The sequence below is a fragment of the Micromonospora sp. WMMA1949 genome, assembly GCF_027460145.1.
GTDB lineage: Bacteria > Actinomycetota > Actinomycetes > Mycobacteriales > Micromonosporaceae > Micromonospora.
In genome coordinates, this window is sequence record NZ_JAPZBG010000001.1 from 5,045,145 (window position 1) to 5,064,192 (window position 19,048).

13 protein-coding genes are annotated in these 19,048 nt (G+C 73.6%); 10 read left to right on the forward strand and 3 right to left on the reverse strand.

All coding sequences use genetic code 11. The features are described from left to right. The first annotated feature begins 104 nt into the window (after nucleotides 1-104). The 4 genes from O7607_RS23700 to O7607_RS23715 all read left to right on the forward strand — a co-directional run bounded on the left by O7607_RS23700 (nucleotide 105) and on the right by O7607_RS23715 (nucleotide 3,179). Complete coding sequence (locus O7607_RS23700; protein ID WP_269705391.1) at nucleotides 105-962, forward strand: SDR family NAD(P)-dependent oxidoreductase; 858 nt, start codon at nucleotides 105-107, stop codon at nucleotides 960-962. A 104-nt stretch (nucleotides 963-1,066) separates the two neighbouring features. Continuing rightward, nucleotides 1,067-2,014, forward strand: a complete 948-nt coding sequence (locus tag O7607_RS23705) for a hypothetical protein (RefSeq protein WP_269705392.1) — start codon at nucleotides 1,067-1,069, stop codon at nucleotides 2,012-2,014. Nucleotides 2,015-2,021: 7 nt separating this feature from the next. Continuing rightward, nucleotides 2,022-2,504 (forward strand): HAD domain-containing protein, encoded by a 483-nt coding sequence (locus tag O7607_RS23710; protein ID WP_269705393.1) that lies wholly within the window; start codon nucleotides 2,022-2,024, stop codon nucleotides 2,502-2,504. Nucleotides 2,505-2,546: 42 nt separating this feature from the next. Beyond that, entirely contained in the window at nucleotides 2,547-3,179 is a 633-nt protein-coding gene (locus tag O7607_RS23715; RefSeq protein WP_269705394.1) for a M23 family metallopeptidase, read from the forward strand. A gap of 7 nt (nucleotides 3,180-3,186) precedes the next feature. Here the strand turns inward: O7607_RS23715 and O7607_RS23720 are convergent, their stop codons facing one another. Then, entirely contained in the window at nucleotides 3,187-3,600 is a 414-nt protein-coding gene (locus O7607_RS23720) for a DUF4260 domain-containing protein (RefSeq protein WP_269705395.1), read from the reverse strand. A gap of 140 nt (nucleotides 3,601-3,740) precedes the next feature. Here O7607_RS23720 and O7607_RS23725 point away from each other — a divergent pair, with 140 nt between their 5' ends. The 4 genes from O7607_RS23725 (at nucleotide 3,741) to O7607_RS23740 (ending at nucleotide 11,445) form a co-directional block, all read left to right on the forward strand. Beyond that, nucleotides 3,741-4,280, forward strand: a complete 540-nt coding sequence (locus O7607_RS23725; RefSeq protein ID WP_269705396.1) for a DUF1697 domain-containing protein — start codon at nucleotides 3,741-3,743, stop codon at nucleotides 4,278-4,280. Between the two features lie 32 nt (nucleotides 4,281-4,312). After that, on the forward strand, nucleotides 4,313-7,411 hold the full coding sequence (locus tag O7607_RS23730; protein WP_269705397.1) for a BTAD domain-containing putative transcriptional regulator: 3,099 nt from the start codon (nucleotides 4,313-4,315) through the stop codon (nucleotides 7,409-7,411). A 116-nt stretch (nucleotides 7,412-7,527) separates the two neighbouring features. Next, a complete protein-coding gene (mhpA, locus tag O7607_RS23735) occupies nucleotides 7,528-9,222 on the forward strand; it encodes a bifunctional 3-(3-hydroxy-phenyl)propionate/3-hydroxycinnamic acid hydroxylase MhpA (RefSeq protein WP_269705398.1) in 1,695 nt (564 codons plus the stop codon). A gap of 21 nt (nucleotides 9,223-9,243) precedes the next feature. Next, a complete protein-coding gene (locus tag O7607_RS23740) occupies nucleotides 9,244-11,445 on the forward strand; it encodes a protein kinase domain-containing protein (RefSeq protein WP_269705399.1) in 2,202 nt (733 codons plus the stop codon). A gap of 37 nt (nucleotides 11,446-11,482) precedes the next feature. On the opposite strand, the gene O7607_RS23745 is transcribed toward O7607_RS23740, so the two are convergent. Then, the gene (locus O7607_RS23745; protein ID WP_269705400.1) at nucleotides 11,483-14,242 is read right to left on the reverse strand and encodes a matrixin family metalloprotease; all 2,760 of its coding nucleotides are present in this window, start codon (nucleotides 14,240-14,242) and stop codon (nucleotides 11,483-11,485) included. Between the two features lie 165 nt (nucleotides 14,243-14,407). Here O7607_RS23745 and O7607_RS23750 point away from each other — a divergent pair, with 165 nt between their 5' ends. Then, complete coding sequence (locus O7607_RS23750) at nucleotides 14,408-16,441, forward strand: hypothetical protein (RefSeq protein ID WP_269705401.1); 2,034 nt, start codon at nucleotides 14,408-14,410, stop codon at nucleotides 16,439-16,441. Between the two features lie 869 nt (nucleotides 16,442-17,310). On the opposite strand, the gene O7607_RS23755 is transcribed toward O7607_RS23750, so the two are convergent. Beyond that, the gene (locus tag O7607_RS23755) at nucleotides 17,311-18,006 is read right to left on the reverse strand and encodes a TetR/AcrR family transcriptional regulator (RefSeq protein ID WP_269705402.1); all 696 of its coding nucleotides are present in this window, start codon (nucleotides 18,004-18,006) and stop codon (nucleotides 17,311-17,313) included. A gap of 231 nt (nucleotides 18,007-18,237) precedes the next feature. On the opposite strand from O7607_RS23755, the gene O7607_RS23760 reads away from it, so the two are divergent. After that, entirely contained in the window at nucleotides 18,238-18,978 is a 741-nt protein-coding gene (locus tag O7607_RS23760) for an alpha/beta fold hydrolase (RefSeq protein ID WP_269705403.1), read from the forward strand. Nucleotides 18,979-19,048: the final 70 nt, after the last annotated feature.

Sequence of the window (19,048 nt, forward strand, 5' to 3'; positions counted from 1 at the left end):
GGCAGCGCTGGGCCTGCCACGCCGTGTTCGCGGCCCTCCGTCGTCCGCAGCATGGGAGGTGTTCCCAGCCGGGGACGGCACGACATCGACACGTAGGAGCTCTCATGTCCTTCCCGACCGCCGGTCCGGCCACCTGGTTCGTCACCGGCACGTCCCGCGGTATCGGTCTGGAACTGGTCCGGCAGCTGCTGGAGCGGGGCGACAACGTCGCGGCGACGACCCGCTCGGCCGAGCGCCTCGGTGCGGCCCTCGGAGCCGTCGACCGCGAGCGGCTGCTTCCCCTCGAACTCGACCTGACCGACGAGGCGGCGGTGGCAGCGGCCGTCCGCGCCGCCACCGGCCGCTTCGGCGGGCTCGACGTCGTGGTCAACAACGCCGGGTACGGCTTCCTCGGCGCGGTCGAGGAAGCCGCCGACGCCGAGGTCCGGGCGATGTTCGAGGTGCAGATCTTCGGCGTCTGGAACGTGCTTCGCGCGGCCCTGCCCGGCATGCGCGCGGCCCGCAGCGGCCACGTCATCAACGTCTCCTCGATCCTGGGCCTGACCGCCTTCCCCGGCTGGGGCCTCTACTGCGCGGCGAAGTACGCCCTGGAGGGCCTGTCGGACTCCCTGGCGGCCGAGGTCGCGCACCTCGGCATCAAGGTCACCGTCGTGGAGCCCGGGTACACGCGTACCGACTTCCTGCGGCCGTCCTCCCTCGGCCTGCCGGCCGGCACCATCGACGGCTACCAGGCGATCCGCGAGATGACCGAGGCGCACCTGGCCATGCCCGGCACCCAGCTCGGCGACCCGGTCAAGGCGGCGGCCGCCATCATCGAGGTGGCCGTCCGCGGCGACGCCCCGCTGCACCAGGTGCTCGGTTCCGACTCCTACGACCTCGCGAAGGCCCGCGTGGCGGCGCTGCTCAGCGACATCGAAGCCGGCCGCGAGTTGGCGCTCACCACGGACGTCGACCAGGCCTGACCGCGATCGGGGCGCCCTCGCGCACGCGTCGGCCCGTCTCCCGAGGTGGAGGCGGGCCGCCCGGCGATCCGGACGATGTCGGGGCCCGTGGCTATCCTTTCGCGGTGCCGTACGCCGACCTCAGCTTCGCGCAGTGGAACGACCTCTCCGAGGGTGCCGCCGGCCGGTTGACCCGGGACATCGCCGCGCGGCACGAGCTGACGGTGGTCGGCCTGCGGGACACCGCGTACGCGGGGCGGTCGCACCGGACGGCGCTGTTCGACCGCGGCGGCATGCGGTTCGCCCTCGTACCCGGCGGCCGGCCGGCGCTCGGCTACGACGCGGGCCGGTTCCGGCCCGCCGCGCACCAGGCCGCCGACTACGCCGACAGCGCCGCCGAGATCGGGCTTCCGCCGCTGCCCGAGTTCGTCGACGCGATGACGTCGCCGGTACGCGACGTCGACATGCCGGCGATGCTGGTCGCGGTGGACGCCTTCGACCCGTGCGAGGTTCCGCTGGCGCCGGACGACCCTCGGGTGCGGGAGTTGGTCGCGTCGGCCGGGAACCGGTTCGGCGGGGTGCGCACCTTCCGGTCGGGTGACGGGCTCTCCGTGGAGTTCGACCGGGCGACCGGGCAGGTGGTGCGCGCCCGGGCGATCCGCGAGGTCTCGTACGACGAGGCGATGGCCGGCCTCGCCAGCCTCGGCGTGCGGACGACCACTCCGGACGAGTGGGAGTGGGCGTGTGGTGCCGGTGCGACGACGTTGTTCCGCTGGGGTGACGACTGCCCCGGCGACGGCTATCCGTACGACCACAGAACCGGCCCGCACCGGCGGGAGAACCTCTGGGGACTGGCGATCGGGCAGGATCCCTACCGGCACGAGGCGACGACCGAGCGCACCGTGGTGTGCGGTGGCGACGGCGGCGGTGCCACCTGCGGCGGGAGCGGCTTCTTCCTGGGCTGGCTCACCCTGGCGACCGCGTACCGCGACGAGGACTTCGGCCGGTGGTTCGCCTCCGACGACGGCTACGCCGACGAGATCCTGACCCGGCCGGTCGTCGAGCTGAGCTGAGGCCCGGATGGCGACCGGACCCGCGGGATTCGATCGTCCGCTGCTGTTCCTGGACGTCGACGGGACGCTCCTGCCCTTCGGCGGCTCCGCCGGGCCGTCGGAGGCCGGCGCCAACCCGCTGCTGGCCGGTCTGGAAGCCGGCCACGGCCCCCGGCTCGCCGCGTTGCCGTGCGATCTCGTGTGGGCCACCACCTGGATACACGACGCCAACGAGGTGCTCGCGCCGCGGCTCGGCCTGCCTCCGCTGCCCGTCGTCGACTGGCCGGACGACGACGAGGACGACGGTGGCCGACTGCACTGGAAGACGCGGCGGCTCGTCGAATGGGCCGCGGGACGCCGGTTCGTCTGGCTGGACGACGAGATCACCGACGCCGACCGGAGGTGGGTGGCGGGGAACCACGACGCGCCGGCGCTCCTGCACCGCGTCGAGGCGCGCCGCGGCCTCACCGACGCGGACCACCGGCTCGTCGCGCGATGGCTGAGCGGATAGACCGGTCATCCTGTCCCCAGCCCGCCTGTCATGCTCGAACCGATGACCACCGAGCGTCCCCACGGCCCGCGTCGCCGCCTCCCACGCGTCCTGCTGATCGTCGGCGCCCTCGCGGTGCTCGTCGCCGGCGCGGCGGTCGTGGTACCGCTGGTACGGCCACCGGGCCCACGACCGGACTTCCAGCTCCCGGTGGCCTGCGGCGAGACGTGGCGGCTGTCCACCTATCCGGGGCACGACGACTACGACGTCGACCTGTTCCCGACCTCCGGGGACGCGTGGGGACGCCCGGTGCTCGCCTCCGCCGCCGGCACCGTCACCGTCGCGGGGATCAACGGCTCGCTGGGCGGTCGTACCCCGGACGATCCCGACGGGCCGCGCGGTCGTGGCGGCGGCTACTGGGTCAAGATCGACCACGGTGGCAAGTGGGAGACGCAGTACCTGCACCTGCTCGAACCGCCGTCGGTGAAGGCCGGTCAGCGGGTGGCCCGGGGCGAGCGGATCGGGCGGGTCGGCAGCACCGGGAACTCCGGCGCACCGCACCTGCACTACGAGCAGCGCCGCGGCTGGGAGAAGGTGGAGGCCCACTTCGACGGCGTGCCGTCCGGGATCACGTCCGACGACCGCGAGTACTCGGTGCGGCTGACGAGCGCGAACTGCGACCCGGCGCGCCCGTGACCGGACGTCAGCGTGCGTCAGTAGCGGTCCGGGCGCGGCGGGCCTTCCCGATCAGGCCGAGGTGGGTGTGCTCGAACCCCTCGCCCGTCTTGAGCCCGTAGCCCAGCGCGCGGTCGACGGCGATGTGGAACGCCCACGCGACGGCCAGGACGCCGAGCCAGTCGATCCGTTCGCCGGACGCGGCCGCCGCCACGGCCACCGCGCCGAGCGCCGCCGGTAGCGCGTACGAGTGCGCCAGGTTGTAGCAGGCGGCGCCGACGCGCGGCCCGCGCAGGTAGCCGAGCATGGACAGGTCGAACACGAGGAACAGGGCGAGCAGCGACCACCACGGGTATCCGGCCGCGACGGTCACGACGACGGCGAGGACGGCGACGACGGCGGCCTCGACGCGCTGCGTCACGACCGGGTTGAGCTGCGGCATCTCCCACCTCGATGTCAGTGCGGGGACCGGCCGGCTCACGCCGCGACCGGCCCGGACAGCGTACGCAGGCGGCGGCCGGCCGGTGCGTCGAGGTCACGGACGTACCACGGGGACGCCACGGGCGGTTACCATCCCGAGTCATGGCCAGGTACGTCGCTCTGCTGCGGGGCGTGAACATCGGTGGCGCCAGTTCCATGGTGATGGCGGAGCTGAAGGAGGTCTTCGTCTCCTGCGGCTTCGACCGGGTGGCGACCTACATCCAGAGCGGCAACGTGGTGTTCGGCTGCCCGGAGACCGACGAGGCCGCGATCCTGGCCCAGATCGGCCGGGCCGTCACGCGGCGGTGGGGCCGGGACGTACCTGTGGTGCTGCGCAGCCTGGCCGAACTCGACGCGATGATCGCCGCGAATCCGTACCTCGACGTGCAGACCGATCTGACGAAGTTGCTCGTCACGATGCTCAGCAGCGACCCGGGGGCGGACAAGCAGGCGGCGCTCGCGTCCCCGCCCGGCGAGACCGGGACGCTGACGCTTGTCGGCCGGGACGTGTTCGTGCACGTTCCGGACGGGTACGGGCGCAGCAAGCTCGGCAACGCCTTCGTGGAGAAGAAGACGGGTGTGGTCGGGACGACCCGCAACTGGCGCTCGGTGCTGAAGTTGCGTGAGATGGCGGCGGCCTGACCCGGCCCGGGACACGACGGGTCGTTGCCGAGGTGACGGTGCAGTTCCGGGTGCTGGGCCCGCCGGAGGTCGTCCGGAACGGCCGGGTGGTGCCCCTCGGCGGGCCGAAGCAGCAGGCACTGCTGGCCCTGTTCCTGCTGCGGCCGAACCGGTTCGTCGCCGCCGACTGGCTGGTCGACGCGCTCTGGGACTCGCGACCGCCGGCCAGCGCCCGGACGACGCTGCGGACGTACGTCGCGGGGCTGCGCCGGGTGGTGGAAGCGGAACGGCCGCACGGCGAGCCGGCCCGCGTCCTGCGTAGCCACCCGCGAGGGTACGAACTGCGGGTCGCCGCCGACGCCGTGGATGCGATCCGGTTCGGTGCCCTGGTGGACCGGGCGGCTGACGCGCTCGCGGCCGGAGCGCCGGCAGCCGCCGAACAGTGCTACACCGAGGCGCTGGCGTTGTGGCGCGGTGAACCGCTGGCGGGCGTGGCCGACCTGGCCGCGGTGCGTCCGGAGGCGACCCGGCTGGCGGAGCTGCGGTTGAGCGCCGAGGAGGGACGGTTGACCGCCGCCGTCGCGGCCGGACGGCATGCCACGCTGCTGCCGGAGCTGCGCCGTTTCGTGTCGGCGAACCCGCTGCGCGAGGGCGCCCGGGCGCAGCTGATGCTGGCGCTGTACCGCTCGGGGCGGCAGACCGAGGCGCTCGCCGTCTTCGACGAGGGGCGCCGGATCCTGTCCGGCGAGTACGGGATCGACCCCGGTGAGCAGATCCGGGCGGTGCACCGGCTGATCCTGGACCAGGCCGTACCGCCGGATCGCGGCAGCCCCGCGGACGCGGGCGGCCCGGCGGCGGCCGGGACACCGCCGCAGCGGGACGGCGGACCGCTCGTGGGGCGGGACGCCGAGTTGGAGCGGCTGCGGGCGGCACTGGACGCGGCCACCGGGCACGGCGGGCGGGTGCTGACGCTGGTGGGGGAGGCCGGCATCGGCAAGACCAGCCTCGCCGCGGCGCTCGGCGAGCGGGCCGCCGCGACGGGCGTCCCGGTGGTCTGGGGTCGCTGTCCGGACGTCGGGCAGGCGCCGCCGTTCTGGCTGTGGAGCCGGGTGGTGCGCGCGCTGGTGGCGATGCCGCAGACCCGCGCCACCGGCTCGGCGGGCCGGCTGGACGGGTTCGCCGCGGGCACGCCGGGCGGACCGACGGACGGTCGCGGTCCGGACCCCACGGCGCGGTTCCAGGTGTACGAGGCGGTGGCGGACCTGGTGCACGGGGCGGCCCGGCAGCACGGACTGCTGATCGTCCTGGACGACCTGCACGCGGCCGACCCGGACTCGTTGCTGTTGTTGCGCTTCCTCGCCACCGCCCTGCCGGCGTCCCGGGCGCTGGTGGTCGCCACGCTGCGGCCGTACGACCAGGATCCGGCCCTGGTGGCGACGGTGGCCGAGCTGGCCCGCGGGCCGGGCTTCGGTCAGGTCCGGCTCGCCGGGCTGGACGCCGCGGCGGTCGCCGACCTGGTCCGGGACCGGACCGGCGTGGCGCCGCCGGAGCCGGTGGTGACCCGGCTCGTGACCCGTACCGGCGGGAATCCGTTCTTCCTCACCGAGCTGCTGCGCTCGCGGACCGACGCGGGCTCCGCCGGGGAGCTGCCACCGAGCATCCGCGACACGGTACGGCTGCGGCTCGACGGGCTGCCCGGTCCCACCCGGCGCTGCCTCGACCTGCTCAGCGTGGCCGGGCACGAGCTGGACCTGGCGGTGCTGGCGGCGGCGCTGCACCGCACCGCCGAGGCGGTCGCCGAGGACCTCGCCCCGGCGTACCCGGCGGCGCTGGTGGTCGAGACCGGGCCGGGCGCGCTCGCGTTCCGCCATCCGCTGATCGCCGAGGTCACCTACGCCGAGCTGGTCCCGCCGCGCCGGGCCGCGCTGCACGCCCGTCTGGCCGCCGCGTACGAGCGGACGGCCGGCACCGCACCGGCGGAGCTGGCGCACCACTACGGCGAGGCGGTCGGGCTCGGCCACGGCGAGGACCACCTGCGGTGGTCGCTGCGGGCCGCCGACGACGCCACCCGTCGGGTCGCCTACGAGGACGCGCTGGGCCACCTCGAACGCGCTGCGCGCCGGCTGGCCCCGGCCGCCCGCGCCACGCCCGGCGCGGCGCGCACCGAGCTGACCGTCCAGTTGCACCGGGCGGCCCTGCTCCAGATGACAGTGGGCGTCGGCAGCGACGCCGTCGACCGGGTCTGCGCCCGGGCCCGGGAGCTGCTGACGCTCGTCGGGCCGGACGCGGACATCCGCCACGCGCTCTGGGCGCTCGGTGAGCTGGCCGCCAACCGGGCCGAGTTCGCGATCTGCGCCGACCTCGCCGGACGGCTCGTCCGCGCACCCGACGACGGCAGCGGACTGATCGCCGTGGCCGGTGAGTACCTGCTGGGTGCGGTCGGCTACTTCACCGGCCGCCAGGGCGAGGGCGAACGGCGGCTCACCGCCGGGATCGACCGGCTGCGTACCGTCGACCGGGCGCTGCTGCGCCGCGAGGTCGGCCGGCGTCCGGTGCTGGCCTGCCACAACTTCCGGGCGCTCGTGCGCTCGATGCGCGGCGACCCGGCCGGCGCCCGGTCGGACATCGCGGCGGCCGAGGCCCTCGCCGAGGAGCTCGACGACCCGTACGGCCGGGCCAACGCGGCGCTCTACGCCGCCTGGCTGGCGATGCAGGAGCACGACGTCGCCGCGGCCGACGCGGCGGGACGGTGGTGCCGGGACATCGGCCGGGCCACCGGGCTGCCGCACATGACGGCGACCGGCGCGTACTTCCTCCACTGGGCCGCGGCGCGCGGCGGCGACCACGGCCGGCTCGACGCGATGCGCGCCGCCGCTGACGATTTCTACCGTCCCGGACTGCGGTCCACCCGGACCATCACGTGCGCCGCGATGGCCGAGGCGTACCTGACCGCCGGCCGCCCGGAGACCGCTGCCGCGCTGGCCGAGGAAGGGCTGGCCGTGGCGGACCGGACCGGCGAGCGCGTCGTCGTCGCGGAGCTGCACCGGATCCGCGGTGTCGCGCGCGGTGACCGCGCGGAGTGGGATCTCGGCGCCCGGATCGCCGCCGAGCAGGGCGCCAGGCTGCTGCTGCCCCGCTTCGCGGTCTTCTGACCGGTGTGGAGGCCCACCTCCACGCCTTCTCCACACCCCTTCCACGCCGCTGCGGTGCCCTGGTCGGTGTGGGACGGCCGGAGCCGTCCGGGACCACGTTCCGAAGGGGCACCACAATGGAATCAGTTCAGCCGCCGGATTCTCAGGCGGTCCAGGAGGTCGAGGTCGCCGTCATCGGCTGCGGGCCGGTGGGCGCGCTCACCGCCAACCTGCTCGGCGCCCGCGGCGTCACCACGCTGGTCGTGGAGCGCAGCGCGACACCGCACGGCCAGCCGCGGGCCTTCTCCTGCGACGACGAGGCGCTGCGCATCTACCAGGAGGCCGGCCTGCTCGACGAGATACGCGACGCGACGATCGCGCCGCCACTGGTCGAGTACGTCAACCGCGCCGGCCGGGTCTTCGCCCGCATGAAGCTGTCCGAGACCGACTTCGGTTACGGGCACGCGCCGCTGCGCTTCTTCGACCAGCCGCGACTGGAACACACGCTGCGCACCGGGCTGGACCGCTTCCCGCACGTCCAGCTCGCACTCGGCACCGAGCTGGTCGGCCTGACCCAGGACGACGACGGCGTGACGGTGCTGCTGTCCGACGTGGCCACCGGGCAGCGGCGGGCCGTCCGCGCCCGGTACGTGCTCGGCTGCGACGGCGCCCGCAGCGCCACCCGCGCCGCCATCCGGATCCCGCTGTCCGGGGCGAGCTACGCCGAACCGTGGCTGGCCGTCTCCGGCGACGTGCCGCCCGACGCGGTACGGGTGCCCGACACCACGTTCGTCTGCGACTGGCAGCGCCCGGCGTTCGTCTCTCCGGGCGCGGCCGGCAGCTACCGGATGGAGTTCATGCTGCGCCCGGGCGAGACCGAGGCCGAGATGCAGCGGCCGGAGACCATCGCCGCGCTCGTCTCGCCGTACGTCGACCCGGACCGGTTCACCGTCACCCGGGCGGTGGTCTACACCTTCCACCACCTCGTCGCGCAGCGGTGGCGGGAGGGGCGGGTGTTCCTGCTCGGCGACGCGGCCCACCAGATGCCCCCGTTCATGGGCCAGGGCCTGTGCAGCGGCCTGCGCGACGCGGCGAACCTGTCGTGGAAGCTGTCGCTGGTGCTGTCCGGCGCCGCCGGCACCGAGATGCTCGACACGTACGAGACGGAGCGGCGCCCGCACACTGTGGAGATGGCGCGGACGAGCGTCCGGCTGGGGCACGTCTTCCTGGCCCGCAACCGGGTCGCCGCCGGGCTGCGCGACGCCGCGCTGCGGGCGGTCCAGACGATCCCCCGGGTACGGCGGTTCGTGGAGCGGTTCGAGTTCAAGCCGGTCCCGGCGTACCGGCGGGGCCTGATGGCCGGCGGGCGGCGCGCCGGCGTGGTCGGGACGATGTTCCCCCAGCCGCGCGTCCTCGTCCCGGGCGCCCCCGGCGATCGCCTGCTCGACGAGGCGCTCGGCGACGGCTTCGTCGTGCTCGGCCGCGCCGGCGTGGACAACCCGCTCGAAGTGTGGCGGCCGGGGCTGCCGGTGCGGTTCGTCGCGGTCCATCCGTCCGGTACGCCGCTGGCCGACCTGCCGGACGTGTCCGGGGACGGTGGGTACGACCGGATCGACGTCGTCGACGCCGACGGGGTGCTCTGCGCCTGGCTGCGGCGGCACGGCGCCGACCTGGTGGTGCTGCGGCCGGACCGGTTCGTGTTCGCGCTGGTGCGGCCCGGCGGCGTCGAGCAGGCCGCCCAGGACCTGTCGGCCGCCCTCGGCGTGCCGCGGGACGGGCGGGACGACGACCGTCCTCGCTCACTGGGCGGAGCGCACCCCACAAGATGTTGATGCTCGCCTATGGTTGACGGTGTGGCGGACGACGTACGGGGCGCCGCACCTGACGGCGAGCCGGTAGAGGCGGTACGGCAGCTCCTGCTCGGCGAGATCCGGGACCGCAACAGCGCCGACGAGACCGGCCGGCTGCTGGGGTCGCCGCCCGAGGCGCGGTTGGCCGCGACTCACCAGATTCTCGCCGACCTGATGGACACGGCCGCGGACCACGAGTCCATCCACGGGGTGGGCACCTTCCTGGGCGGCTGTCAGGCGGCGCTCGCACGGTTGAGCCAGGCCGCGGATCCCCACGACCCGCCGGTGGCGGCGCTGCTGGCCTTCCTCTGCCTCAACGTCACCCTCCTCGACCGGCGCTTCGAGCCGCCGGAGCGCGCCAAGCAGGACGCCTCGGACGAATACTGCCGCGAACTGTTCCGGACCACGCCGGTGTCGGCGGCGATCCGGGCCCTCTACCGGCCGGGCGGGCGTCCGGGCGCGAGGCGGCCGATCTCCGAGATCGATCTGCGCCGGTGGCGCGAGATCGACTTCGACTCGCTCGTGTACCACCGCGCGGGGACCACCTCGTTCATCCTCAGGGCCACCACGCTCGAACCGGTTGACGAGTCCGGTCTGCATCCCGAGTTGGTACTCAAGTGCGTGCTCTTTCCGTGGAGCAAGCTGACGTCGGTGGCGCAGGCCACCGACGAGTACGCGGTCCGGTACGGCGCCGGCAACACACCGAGCGTAGTCGTGCACCCGCTCGCGTCGACCGACCAGTGGGTGCTGATGCCCTACCAGGAGGGCGAGACACTGGGCGACCACCTCATCGCCTTCGAGAGTTCCGGGCCGTCGCCGGGCGCCCGGGTCGCCAAGGCCCGCCAGGTCGGGCTTCTGCTCGCCGAGGCGCTGCACAAGCTGGCGCGGTCGGAGCCGGTCGACGTGAACCATCGGGAACGACAGCACCTGGATCTGTCGCCCGGGAACATCATCCTGTCCGACGGCCGGGTCCACTTCATCGATCTCGGTGTCAACCACCTGTACAGCCGCCAGGTCGGCATCGCCGAGCACGACGACGCCGTCTACATCGCGCCCGAGGTGAAGAACCGCGGCCAGTCCGAGGTGGCCGACGTCTACTCGTTGGGAATCATCCTCATCCAGGTGATGGTCGGCAGCGCTGCGCGCGACGGGCGGGTGCCGGACCGCGTCTACGCGATCAGCCCCACCATCGCCCGGATGCTCGACGACTTCATCGAGGAGCAGCCGAAGGACCGGTTGCTGCTCCTGCCGGACCGGCCGTTCCGGTTCGACGACCTGCACCGGCTGATGGTTCTCACCTTCGACCTGGCGGCGCAGGAGTCCGAGACCAGCCGGTCGGCGCTGCGACGCTGGGTCGCCCGGCTCGCGCCCGCCTCCCGGGAGGTCCGGACGCAGTACCGGCAGTTCCGGGTGGCCCGGGCGGCGAAGGTCACGCACGACACGTACCTGATGGGGTTCGCGCTCGTCGCGACCGCCTGCTGGTGGTTCATCTGCGCCAAGACGGCTTTGTGGAAGGTCGACGACGTGTTGACCTTCTCGGCCAAGCCGCTGCCTCCGGCCGACCTGAGAGCGGCCGTGATCATCGGGTTCGGCCAGGCGCTGGTCGGGGCGAAGTACTACCAGAGCGTGCTGGCGCGGCTCACCGCGCGGCACATTCCCGGCGCCCTGGCCCGCTGCACGGAGGTCGCGGTACGGGCGATGTGCGTCGTCGCGCTGCCGACCGTGCTGCTGTCGGTGTTCTGGAAACCCACCCTGTGGGCATGGGGCTGCGCGGCCGGGGCGGTGGCTGTCGCCGTCACGAATCTCCTGCTCCTGCTGCTCAGCCGACGGATCCTGCGGGCTGGGGAGGCCAGCGGGCTGTCGACAGTGCCGCCCGCCGGCGACGGGGTGGCGCGGGGCTTCGAACAATGGTGGTGGTCCATGTTGCTCTACGCGGCCGTCATTTGCGTCATCGCGGCCGGTCTCCAAGCCGGCTTCCTGCACGACCGCGACGCGTACGTCTTCGGTCTGGTCGTGATCAGCGTCGGCATCCACTACCTGTCGAAGTTCGTCACCGCCGGGTACGAGGTGCGCGGGGGTCTGTCGCGCGCGCTGTCGGTGGGGGAGCGTCTGTCCGTCCTGCACCGGGCCGATCCGTCCCGGGTCCGGAACTGGCCGCCCCGGCTCGTCGCACCCCGGCACCCCGCCGACTCGGCGATCGGGTGACGACCCGCGCCGGGCCGGCGGAGCGCCGGGACCCGCGTCATACCACGTCGGACACCCGGGTCAGGTTGGTGCGCTGCCAGTCGTGGTCGCCGAGCGAGCGGGACAGCAACTGGATGTTGCCGTTCGCCGCCGTGTAGGTGATCTGGAGCCGGCCCCCGGCCGGCCACACCGACAGCAGGCTGCGGCCGACCGGCGGCATGCCGTCGATCTGCACCCGCTCGGCCTGCCACGTGTCACCGTCGCCGGTCAGCTCCCACAGCCCGCCGTCGACGTCGGCGACGACCACCAGCCAGGTGTCGGCCGCGCCGTCCGGGCCGGGGAGCCGCTGCACCGCCGACGAGACGCACTCGGGCAGGCCGAGCTCGGCCGTCAGCGACCGGGTGTGCCAGGCGCCGTCGTCGCCGACGGCGTACATCCGGACGTCCTGCCGGTGGTCGACGCCGAACACCCGGTGCCGCTCGCCGGCCCGGTGCTCGCCCCACAGCGGCAACATGGTCAGCGGCAACGGGTTCTCCGCCTGGGTGGCCCAGGTCAGCGACATCTGCCCCCAGCCCTCGGGGCCCTCCCACAGCATCCGCAGGTGCTCCTCGGCGTCCCGGTAGACGATCACGTCGAGGCCGGTGACGCCGTCGACGTACCCGAAGGGGGTGCCGTCCGGCACGGCCGCGCCCTCCACCGACACGTCCTGCCAGACCCAGCCCTGCCCGGGGGCCTGGGACAGCCGGATCACCCGGCCGTCGGTCGCGCCGTACACCACCCGCTGGGTGTCGCCGTTGCGGTAGGCGTGGGTGCCGTAGCGCACGGCGGGCGGGCCGCCGCTGTCCTGCGTCAGGTCACCCCACCACCACTGGCCCTGGTCGTACCAGATCTGGTGGACGTGGCCGCCCTCGCCCGGGTAGACGTACGAGGGCACGCCGTCGTGGGCGAAGAACGCCGACGGGGCGATCCCGCGGGCCATCCGGGGCGCGCCCACGTCCGCGGTGAGCCGCGTCCACGTCCACCCGTCGCCCTCGGGGTAGTGCACCACGAGGTGCCGCTCACAGTCGGAGTAGGCGACGTGGTCCACAGCGGGCAGCACCCGGATGCCGACGCCGTCGGTGAACGGCAGCCGCCCGTACATGGCGAACAGGCCGTTGCGGTCGTCGGACTTGGGCACCCGGTACCAGCTCGCGTTGCGGTGCATCACGTTGCCGCTCTTGCCGTGGTTGAGCCCGAACGCGTGGCCGATCTCGTGCGTGGCGACGTGCCGGAAGTCGGGTCCGTGCAGGTCGACGTCGAAGTACCCGTGCGCATCCCAGTTGATCTTCCGGTTGAAGATGACCGGGAGCTGACCGGCCGCGTCGGGCCAGCCCGGGGCGGCCGACCACTTGGTCACCGCGTACACGGTCCGGAACCAGCCGGTGTCGTGGAAGACCGGATCGTCGCCGACGGAGAAGACGATGTCGGCCTGCGCCGGGTCGAAGACGCGGGTGAACTCGAACGGCCCGTTCCAGTTCTCACCCAGCACCTCGCGCCACACCTCGAGCGACACCTGGATCAGTTCGTGCTTGAGCGCGTCGGTGAAGTCGTCCCGGGCGTACGGCATCGTCATGTCACCGAGGTGGTAGGTCAGGTTCGTGTGCCGGAAGTGCCCGCCCTGAAGGACGAAACCGGCGGTGCCCGGCCGGTCCGGGGTGCCGCAGCCGGGCGCGGTCAGGTGGGCGGCGGTGACGGCGTCGGGCCGCCCGGTCACCGGCAGTTCGTGGAACGTCTGGTACGCCCGGATCGCGGCGCCCAGCCCGGTGGCCGGCGCGAAGCCCGCCTCGGTGAGCAGCGTGGCCACCGCGTCCAGGGGCAGGTCCGCGACGTCCGGCCGGATCAGCGACACCGTGCCGTCCGCCACGTCGCCCACGTACGCCGTGCCGTCGCCGGTGACCGCCACCGCGTACGGGCCGTGGCCGGTGGTGATCGGATCGAGCGTGCGCGGCGCGTACGGGTTGGTGGTGTCGACGAGCTGGACGCCCTTGTCCGTCGCCAGCCAGGCCCGGGACAGTCCCGGTACGGCCGCGAGATCGCGGACGCCGGCCGCGCTTCCCACCGCGCCGAGGCGCCGGCCGGTGTCCGGGTCGTGCACGCCGAACAGCGGGTGCACGGTGCCGCCACCGAGCGAGCCGAGGTAGACCATGCCGTCGTGCGCGACGGCCAGCTCGCCCGGCTGGAGGTGGGCGGGTTCGATCGGCGCCACGGTGAGCGTCCCGTCCGGGCGCAGCACGGCGAGCGCGTCGTCGGCCGGCACGAGGCCCTTGACGTACAGCGCCGCGTAGACGGTGCCGTCCGGGGCCACCGCGAGGCGGTTCGGCGCCGACGGCAGCGACACGAAGCGCCGCTGGGTGGTGTCCGCCAGCTCGATGACCTGCAGGCGTTTGTGCGCCCAGTCGGCGACGTACAGCAGGTCGGCCACCGGGTCCACGGCGATCGCGATCAGCCCGAAGCCGATCGGGATGTCGGTGACCGTTCCGGTGGCCAGGTCGCACCGGGAGACGCTGTAGCTCTGCACCCCCCGGTTCATCACGTACGCCTGCCCGCGTCCGGGGTGCCAGGCCACCGCGCGGGGCTCGTGGCCGACCGGCAGGGACGGCCGGACCGGGGCGAGGGTACGGGGGTCGAGGACGTGCAGCCGGCCGGCGCCGGACGCGGGGTAGTGGGCGACGAGCAGCGCCGTGCCGGTGTCGGTGATGGCGTGCACCGAGCCGGGGTCCCCGGGGGTGCCGAGGGCGACCTGGAGCTGAGGTGGTGGGGCGGGAGTGGGAGTGGTCATGACGTCCTCCACTGGACGTGAGTGCTTCGCCACCCACCGTAGGGCCGTGCGTCTGACCAGCGGATTCTTCGTCGTTGATCCGGCAGCGTCGATGTCCGGGCCCTTGCCGAGATCCCTTCACGAGCGTAGGAAGAACACCACCGTCCGATGTCGAAGGAGACGCCCGTGCCCACCCCCAGACGGCTCCGTCTCGCCGTGTCCGCGTTGGTGGCCGCGTCGGCAGTGCTGCTCGGCTCCGGCGCCGCCGCGGCGCCGTCCGCACCGCCCGCGCCGGCCGGTCAGCGGTCCTGCGACCCGATCGATCCGGCGGCCTGCCTGCTGCCGTTCCCCAACGACTACTTCACCGTGCCGGACCGCAGCACCCCGACCGGCAAGCGGGTCCGGTTCGCGGCCTCCGCGATGCCCGCCAACGTGCTCGGCGTGCCGATCGACCCGGCGGAGTGGAACCGGCAGGACGGATTCAGCCCCGGCTCGCCGATCCTGGCACGCGTGCCCGGCCTCGACGTCACGCGGACCCGGATCGCGCCGGTCACCGACGTGGGCCGCTCGCTGGCGCCGGACGCGCCGATCGTGCTGCTCGACGCCCGCACCGGCAAACGTACGCCGTACTGGGCCGAACTGGACGCGCACGCCGCGGGCAGCCCGGACCGGCAGGTGCTGATCATCCGGCCGGCGGTGGCGCTGACCGAGGGCACCCGGTACGTCGTCGGCCTGCGCGGCATGCGCGACGGCGACGGCGCGCTCATCCCGGCGCCGAAGGCGTTCCGCTCCTACGTCACCGGCGCCGGCCTGGACCGGCGTGACCCGCGCGCGCCGCAGATGAAGCGGATCCTCGCCGACCTGACCCGGGCCGGCGTCAAGCGGCACAGCCTCTACCTGGCCTGGGACTTCACGGTCGCGAGCCGGCACGGCCTGACCGGGCGGATGCTGGCGGTCCGGGACGGGGCGTTCGCCGCGCTCGGGCGCCGCGCCCCCGTGTTCACCGTCTCTCAGGTCACCGACTACGCGCCCGAACAGGACCCGCTGATCGCCCGGCAGGTGACCGGCACCGTCGCCGTGCCGTCCTACCTGACCGGTGACGGCGGACCGGGTTCCCGGCTGCACTACGGGCCGCCCGGCGGCGACGGCACCCCGCCGACGCCGAACGCGCTGCCCACACCGTCCGGCGCGACGGTGGCGGCCGACTTCGTCTGCAACATCCCGCGCAGCGCCTCCGCCGCGAAACCGGCCCATCTGTCGCTCTACGGCCACGGGCTGCTCGGCCGGCCGACCGAGATCAACGCGGGCAACGTCAAGACCATGTCGCAGACGTACGACTTCACCTTCTGCGCGACGAGCTGGATCGGCATGGCGGCCGCCGACGTCCCGTACGTCGCCGGTGCCTTCACCGACCTCAGCGCCTTCCCCGCGGTGGCCGACCGGCTCCAGCAGAGCTTCCTGAACTTCCTGTTCCTGGGCCGGACGATGATCCACCGCAGCGGCTTCGCCGCCCACCCGGCGTTCCGCGACGCCGCCGGGCGGCCGCTGATCGACGTGAAGGGCGGACTGCACTACGACGGCAACAGCCAGGGCGGCATCAACGGCGGCGCGCTGACCGCCATCGCCCAGGACTGGACCCGGTCGGTGCTCGGCGTGCCCGCGATGAACTACTCGACGCTGTTGCAGCGCAGCGTCGACTTCGCTCCGTTCCAGACCGTCCTGGACGGCTACTACCCCGACAAGGTGGACCAGCAGCTGATCTTCGCGCTGCTCCAGATGCTGTGGGACCGGTCCGAGGCCAACGGGTACGCCCAGCACATGACCGACCGGCCGCTGCCGCGTACCCCGGCGCACCGGGTGCTGATGCACGTCGCCTTCGCCGACCAGCAGGTCTCGACGGTCGCGGCGGAGGTGCAGGCCCGCACCATCGGCGCCCGCCTGCACACCCCGGCGCTCGCCGACGGCTGGTCGCCGGACGTGCGGCCGTTCCGGGGCATCGCGCCGATCCGCCGGTACCCGTACGCCGGCTCGGCCATGGTGGTGTGGAACAGCGGTGCCGCGTTCGCGCCGCCGCCGACGAACCTCGCCCCCGCCGGGCCGGAGTACGGCGAGGACTCGCACGAGTTCCCGCGCGCCCAGGCCGGCGCCCAGCGGCAGAAGGCGGTGTTCCTGCTCACCGGCAAGGTGATCGACGTCTGCGCGGGCGGCCCCTGCCCGTGACGTAGCGCTACGGGGCACGGCCGGCGCGCGGGCGCCGCGCCGGCCGTGCGCCCCGCTGTCGCCCGGCCCCGGGTCGGTACGCAACTCCGCCGCCGACCGGCTCGTTGGGGCCACGAGGGGCGGGCGGAGGAGGGCGATGGCGGCCGGACGGGGTGCGGAACTGCTGCGCCCACCGTCGAGTGCGGGCCGGGCCACGCTCCTGGAACTGTTCTTCGACCTGGCCTTCGTGGTGGCCCTCGCCCGGGCGGCGAGCGCGACGCCGAGGCGTGAGCCGTCGCCCGGGGGAGAACGATCGGTCTTGACGGCGGGTCGCCGCAGGGTCATGCTTGTGCGAGACAGAACGTTCGTTCTACCCGGGTGGCCCCGACGGCCGCCGAGAGGAAGTCATGACCTCCGTTACCGCCCCCCGAATCCCGGCCACGGCAGCCGGCCTGCGGCGGCTGTACGTCGTCCGGTTCGTCTTCGCCGCCGTCTGGGCCGCCGTGACGCTCCCGCTCGCCGGGCACCTCGACCCCGTGACGGTGGCGCTGCTGGTGATCTACCCGCTGTTCGACGTGGCCGCCGCCGTGGCCGACATCAGGGTCTCGCGGGCCACCGGATCGCCGGCCCTGCTGTACGTGAACGTCGCGGTCAGCCTGCTGGCCGCCGCCGGCCTGGCCGTCGCCGGGGCGTCCGGCGTCCCCGCGGTGCTGCGGGTGTGGGGCGCCTGGGCGGTCGTGGCCGGCCTCGTCCAGTTGGTCGTGGCCGTGCCGCGCCGCCGGCGGCGGCCAGTGGCCGATGATCCTCAGCGGCGGCATCTCGGTCCTCGCCGGGGTGTCGTTCCTCGCCGCCGCCTCCGGGCCGGATCCGGCCCTGGCGGGCGCGATCGGTTACGCCGTCCCCGGCGCCGTCTTCTTCCTCGTCTCGGCCGTCCGCCTCGGCCGTGCGGCGCGGGCGGGCGCGTCGCCCGAGAGGGGCTGAGCACCGGATCCGGCCGGACCGCGCTCGGTGTTGACGCGCAGGAGCCCTTCGACCCCGCGCAGGAACGTCTCCGACACCAGCGCGGGGTCGAAGAGGCATCCGGCCGCCATGGCGCCGTCGCGGAGCATGACGAAGTGGCGCGCGGCGGCGTCCGCCGTCGCCTCGTGGACCTGCGCCATCTGGGCGGTGAGCGTGTCCAGGAACCATTGGCGGTGGGCGATGATCTCCCGGTGCACCGGATGCTCGTCGTCCGGGTATTCCGCCGCGGCGTTCAGGAATGCGCATCCGCGGAATCCGGGGGAGCGGATGCCCGCGGCGATTCCCTCGGCGACGGCGAGCAGGCGATCGGCCGGTCCTGGATGGCCCGCGATCGCCGCCTCCACGGCGGTGCGGTCCATTTCGTGCACCCGGCGCAGATAGGCGAGAATGAGCTCGTCCTTGCCGGGGAAGTGCCGGTAAAAGGTGGCGCGGGTGACTTTCGCCTCGGCGATGATCCGGTCGACCCCGACGGAATGGATGCCCTCGGCGTAGAAGACCCGGGTCGCGGTGTCGAGAAGCCGGAGTCGTGCCTCCGAGGGCCGGGTGCCAGAGCTCTCACGCGCCATGAGCCCATGCTAACGAACAGAACGTTCGGTCCGGGACTGACCCGCCGACGGCCCTGGGCGGTACGGCTCCCAGCATTCTCTCAGCCGGGTGTTCGTGGGAATCGGTTGCGCGATTCGCGGCCGTCCGATACGCCCCGGAGCCATTCTCCGACGTTTCCGCAATCCGCTGACAGCGATTCCGCGCTTGCCCGATATTGGAGACTCCACCGGGACTGCCGAAAGGAATGTCAGATGGGCGCCGCAGCCATGCCGGAGACCGGAATGCCGACTGTCGTGCTCGTTCACGGGGCATTCGTGGACGGGTCGAGCTGGAACGACGTGATCGCCGATCTCCAGCGCCGGGGCTACCCGGTCGTCGCCCTCGCGAACCCGTTGCGCAGCGTGCAGCGGGACGCCGCCTACCTGCGCTCCCTCGTGGACAGCCTGCCCGGACCGGTGGTGCTGGCGGGCCACTCGTACGGCGGCGCTGTCATCACCGAGGCCGCGGAGGGCGCCGCCAACGTCCGGGCCCTGGTGTACGTCGCCAGCTTCAGCCCGGACGTCGGCGAATCGGTGGCCGACGTGAACGCGAAGTTCCCCGGCAGCCGGCTCGCGGACAACGTCCATGCTGTGCCGATCCCCGCCCAGGACGGCAGCGCGGACATGGACCAGTACGTCAAGCAGGAGACCTACCCGGACTTCTTCGCCCCCGACGTCCCCCGGGAGAAGGCGGCGGTGATGGCTGCCACGCAGCGCCCGACGGCGGCGAACACGCTGACCGACAGCGTGACGCGGGCTGCCTGGAAGAGCATCCCGTCCTGGACGCTGGTGACCACACAGGACCTGGCGATCCCGCCGGATCTGCAGCGCTTCATGGCCCAGCGGGCCGGGTCCACGACGGTCGAGGTCGACGCGTCGCACGCGGTGACGGTCTCGCAGCCGGGCGCCGTCGCGGATTTCATCGACACCGCGGCCCGAGCCACCGCGCAGTAGTCTCCGGCGGCCGGGCACACCAATGTCCTAGGACGGTCTAGCGGGTGTGCCGGCCGTCACGGTGGGGCGC

What these genes read in the sequence shown, in the direction of transcription:
- O7607_RS23700 (WP_269705391.1), top strand. Translation starts at nt 105, where the DNA reads ATGTCCTTCCCGACCGCCGGTCCGGCCACCTGGTTCGTCACCGGCACG.
- O7607_RS23715 (WP_269705394.1), top strand. Translation starts at nt 2,547, where the DNA reads ATGACCACCGAGCGTCCCCACGGCCCGCGTCGCCGCCTCCCACGCGTC.
- O7607_RS23710 (WP_269705393.1), top strand. Translation starts at nt 2,022, where the DNA reads ATGGCGACCGGACCCGCGGGATTCGATCGTCCGCTGCTGTTCCTGGAC.
- mhpA (WP_269705398.1), top strand. Translation starts at nt 7,528, where the DNA reads ATGGAATCAGTTCAGCCGCCGGATTCTCAGGCGGTCCAGGAGGTCGAG.
- O7607_RS23720 (WP_269705395.1), bottom strand. Translation starts at nt 3,600, where the DNA reads ATGCCGCAGCTCAACCCGGTCGTGACGCAGCGCGTCGAGGCCGCCGTC.
- O7607_RS23755 (WP_269705402.1), bottom strand. Translation starts at nt 18,006, where the DNA reads ATGGCGCGTGAGAGCTCTGGCACCCGGCCCTCGGAGGCACGACTCCGG.
- O7607_RS23725 (WP_269705396.1), top strand. Translation starts at nt 3,741, where the DNA reads ATGGCCAGGTACGTCGCTCTGCTGCGGGGCGTGAACATCGGTGGCGCC.
- O7607_RS23760 (WP_269705403.1), top strand. Translation starts at nt 18,238, where the DNA reads ATGGGCGCCGCAGCCATGCCGGAGACCGGAATGCCGACTGTCGTGCTC.
- O7607_RS23745 (WP_269705400.1), bottom strand. Translation starts at nt 14,242, where the DNA reads ATGACCACTCCCACTCCCGCCCCACCACCTCAGCTCCAGGTCGCCCTC.